Source organism: Pseudomonas sp. MD195_PC81_125 (genome assembly GCF_014060985.1).
GTDB classification, from domain to species: Bacteria; Pseudomonadota; Gammaproteobacteria; order Pseudomonadales; family Pseudomonadaceae; genus Aquipseudomonas; species Aquipseudomonas parakoreensis.
This window is the reverse complement of record NZ_JABULD010000073.1, coordinates 1-4,267: the sequence shown is the minus strand read 5'-3', so window position 1 is coordinate 4,267 and position 4,267 is coordinate 1. Positions and strand designations below refer to the sequence as shown.

At 65.1% G+C, this 4,267-nt stretch carries 1 protein-coding gene and 2 pseudogenes; all 3 read left to right on the top strand.

All coding sequences use genetic code 11. The features are described 5' to 3' along the window. Positions 1–436, top strand: a pseudogene (gene imuA, locus HT737_RS03535) (translesion DNA synthesis-associated protein ImuA); the annotation flags it as partial. A gap of 7 nt (positions 437–443) precedes the next feature. Next, positions 444–1,859, top strand: a complete 1,416-nt coding sequence (locus HT737_RS03530; protein ID WP_047294010.1) for a DNA polymerase Y family protein — start codon at positions 444–446, stop codon at positions 1,857–1,859. Beyond that, positions 1,835–4,267 (top strand): annotated as a pseudogene (locus HT737_RS03525) (error-prone DNA polymerase); the annotation flags it as partial. The gene HT737_RS03530 and the pseudogene HT737_RS03525, both read left to right, overlap by 25 nt.

Below are 4,267 nucleotides of genomic sequence, written 5' to 3'. Positions count from 1 at the left end.
GAGCTGCAACTGGTGTGGCCGACGCTGGCGCGGGCTGTCGGCGGCGGGCGAACGCATCGTGCTGGTGGCGCCACCGTTCGTACCGTACCCGCAGGCGTGGGCGAACGCCGGGGTCGATCTGCGGCAGTTGTCGGTAATCCAGGCCAGCGAACGCGATGCCTTGTGGGCGGCGGAACAATGCCTGCGTTCGGGCAGTTGCGGCGCGGTGCTGTGCTGGCCGCACAAGGCCGATGACCGCGCGTTGCGGCGCTTGCAGGTAGCGGCGGAAACCGGCCAGACCCTGGCGTTTGCCTGGCGTGCGCTGAGCGAGGCGGTTAACCCGTCGCCGGCGGCGTTGCGCATTGCCATCGATGCCAGACCGGCCCAGTTGCGCGTGCTCAAATGCCGGGGCGGACTGGCGCGCACGGCGCCGATTGCGTTTGTCGTGGGGCACTGAGGTCGTCATGCGCTGGGTGTGTATTCTGTTCCCGCAATTGGCCCTCGACGCGGTGTTGCGTCAGCGTGCCGATCCTGCTGAGCCGTTGGTGCTGCTCAGCGGCCCGGCCCAGCGCCGGGTGCTGCAAGCGGTCAATCCGGCGGCGCGCCAGCTCGGGCTGCGTGCCGGCCAGTCGATGACCGCCGCACAAGCCTTGTGCAAAGGCTTTGCCACGGCCGATTACGACCTTGCCGAGGTCGAGCACTGGCAGCAATTTCTCGCGGCATGGGCTTATCGGTTCAGCGCCCAGGTCAGCGTGCATTACCCGCGTACCGTGGTGTTCGAGATCGAATCCAGTCTGGGCCTGTTCGGTTCCTGGACGCAGTTCGAAGCACGGCTGCGCGAGGAGTTGACCGAGCTGGGTTTCCGCCATCGCATCGTCGCGGCACCGAATCCGGTGGCGGCGCGGGTGCTGGCCAACGCCTACGACGGTCTCGTCGTACCGGACGGTGAAGCCCTGCAACATCACCTCGGGCAGTTGCCCGTCGACCGCGTCGGGCTGGAGCCGCAAGTCGCCACGGCGCTGACGCGCATGGGCGTGCGCCACCTGAGCCAGCTGCAGAGCCTGCCACGTCAGGCCCTGGCCCGGCGTTTCGAAGCGTCGATGCTCAAACACCTCGACACCTTGTTTGGCGCGCGGCCGCTGGCCCTGGCGTTCTACCTGCCGCCGGATCGTTTCGATGTGCGCATCGAACTCAATTTCGATGTGCAGTCGCATCAGGCGCTGCTGTTCCCGTTACGCCGCTTGACCGCTGACCTGTCGGCGTTCCTCTGCGGACGTGACAGCGGCGTGCAGCGTTTCGACCTGCATCTGGAGCACGCCGGGCTGCCGGACACGCTGATCAAGGTCGGCCTGCTCAGCGCCGAGCGCGATCCGGCGATGCTCTTTGAACTGGCCCGCGGGCGACTGGAGCAAGTCCAGGTCGAGGCCCCGGTGCGCGGTTTTCGCCTGCGTGCCGAAGACCTGCCGAGTTTTGTGCCGCAGTTTCAGGAACTGTTCGATGACCGTCCGCAACAGACCTTGCCCTGGGAACAGTTGCGCGAACGCCTGCGCGCACGGCTCGGCGATGACGCGGTGCAGGGTTTGCGCTTTCAGGCCGACCACCGCCCCGAATGTGCCTGGCAGAACGGCGTCGACAAGCAGCGTTGCAGCGGTTTGCCGAGTGTGCAGCGTCCGGGCTGGTTGCTCGGCGAACCGCAAAGCGTGCCCGAAGGTTCGGCGCGAATCCTCATGGGGCCGGAGCGCATCGAGTCCGGCTGGTGGGACGGTGACGACGTGCGCCGCGATTACTACCTGATCCAGAACCGCGCCGGTCAGCAGGGCTGGGCCTATCGAGCCGTGGGTGAGGGCGGGCCGTTGTGGCTGCAGGGCTGGTTTGCATGAGCGATGGTTATGCCGAACTGCATTGCCTGTCGAACTTCAGTTTCCAGCGCGGTGCCTCCAGCGCCCTTGAACTGTTCCAGCGAGCAAAAAAACACGGTTATCAGGCGCTGGCGATCACCGACGAGTGCACGCTGGCCGGGATCGTCCGCGCCTGGCAAGCGGCGAAATCAGTGGAACTGCCGCTGGTCATCGGCAGCGAAGTGCGCATCGATAACGGTCCGAAACTGCTGCTGTTGGTAGAGAATCTGGCGGGCTATCAGACCTTGTGCGGCTTGATTACCCAGGCTCGGCGGCGCACGCAGAAGGGCCAGTACCAGGTGCTGCGTGAGGATTTCAGCGAGCCGCTGCCGGGACTGTTCATCGTGTGGGTGCCGGACAGCGTCGATGACGTGCAAGAGGGGCGCTGGCTGAAACAGGCTTTCGGCGCGCGCCTGTATCTGGCGGTGCAGTTGCATCGCGGTCAGGATGATCAGCGGCGGCTGGCGGCGCTGCTGAGTCTGGCCGAGCAGCTGCAGATTGCCGCCGTGGCCAGCGGTGATGTGCACATGCACGCCCCGTGGCCGGCGCGCTTTGCAGGACACCATGACTGCGATCCGCCATCACGTCCCGGTGGCCGAGGCCGGGTTGCGCCTGCATCCCAACGGCGAGCGCCATCTGCGCAGCCTCGAGGTGTTGCGCGAGCTGTATCCGCAAGCGTTGCTCGACGCCTCGGTGCAACTGGCGCGGCGCTGCACCTTCGATCTTGGCGAGTTGCGCTATGAGTATCCGAGAGAGCTGGTGCCAGAGGGACACACCGGTAGTTCCTGGTTGCGGCAACTGACCGAAGAAGGCATTGCCTGGCGCTGGCCGCAAGGACCACAGGCCAAAGTGCTCAAGCAAATTGATGACGAGCTGAAACTGATCGCCGAACTCGGCTACGAAAGCTACTTCCTCACCGTGCACGACGTGGTGCGCTTTGCCCGCGGGCAAAGGATTCTCTGTCAGGGCCGCGGCTCGGCGGCCAACTCGGCGGTGTGTTTTGCCTTGGGCATCACCGAGATCGACCCGGATCGCACCACGCTGCTGTTCGAACGCTTCATGTCCAAGGAGCGCAACGAGCCGCCGGACATTGATGTGGATTTCGAGCACGAGCGCCGCGAAGAAGTCCTGCAATACGTGTTTCGCCGATATGGTCGCCAGCGGGCAGCGCTGACGGCGGTGGTCAGTACTTACCACGCCGCCGGTGCGGTGCGCGATGTAGCCAAGGCCTTGGGCTTGCCGCCGGATCAGATCAATGCGCTGGCCGATTGCTGCGGTCACTGGAGCGATGAAACACCGCCGCTGGCACGCTTGCTCGAAGGCGGCTTCGATCCCGACAGCCCGGTACTGCGCCGGGTGCTGAGCCTGACCGGGCAACTGATCGGCTTCCCCCGGCACCTGTCGCAGCACCCCGGCGGTTTCGTGATTTCCGAACAGCCGCTGGACACGCTGGTGCCGGTGGAAAACGCGGCCATGGCCGAGCGCACGATCATTCAGTGGGACAAGGACGACCTCGACGCGGTCGGGCTGCTCAAGGTCGATATCCTCGCCCTCGGCATGCTCAGTGCGATCCGTCGCTGCTTCGACTTGCTGCGTCGGCATCGGCATCTGGATCTGAGCCTGGCGACGATTCCCGCAGAAGACAAACCGACCTACGAGATGATCAGCCGCGCCGACACCATCGGCGTGTTCCAGATCGAATCGCGGGCGCAGATGTCGATGCTGCCGCGCCTGAAGCCGACGAAGTTCTACGACCTGGTGATTGAGGTCGCCATCGTCCGCCCGGGGCCGATTCAGGGCGGGATGGTTCATCCGTACCTGCGTCGCCGGAACAAGGAAGAGCCGGAAACCTATCCCTCACCGGAACTGGAAGTGGTGCTCAAGCGCACCCTCGGCGTGCCGCTGTTTCAGGAACAGGTGATGCAGATCGCCATCGTCGCCGCCGACTACAGCCCCGGTGAGGCCGATCAGTTACGTCGCTCGATGGCCGCGTGGAAACGCCACGGCGGGCTGGAGCCGCACAAGGAGCGTCTGGCTGCCGGGATGAAGAAAAACGGCTACAGCCCGGAGTTCGCCGCGCAGATCTTCGAGCAGATCAAGGGGTTCGGCAGTTACGGGTTTCCCGAATCCCACGCTGCCAGTTTCGCCTTGCTGACCTACGCCAGTTGCTGGCTCAAGTGCCACGAACCGGCAGCCTTCGCCTGTGCGCTGATCAATAGCTGGCCGATGGGTTTCTACAGCCCGGATCAGATCCTTCAGGACGCGCGCCGCCATCAATTGCAGATCCGTCCGGTGGACGTGCGTGCCAGCGACTGGGATTGCAGCCTGGAACCGATCAGCGGCGCGCCAACCGGCGATCCGCATGGGCCTGCGGATGATCAAGGGCTTTC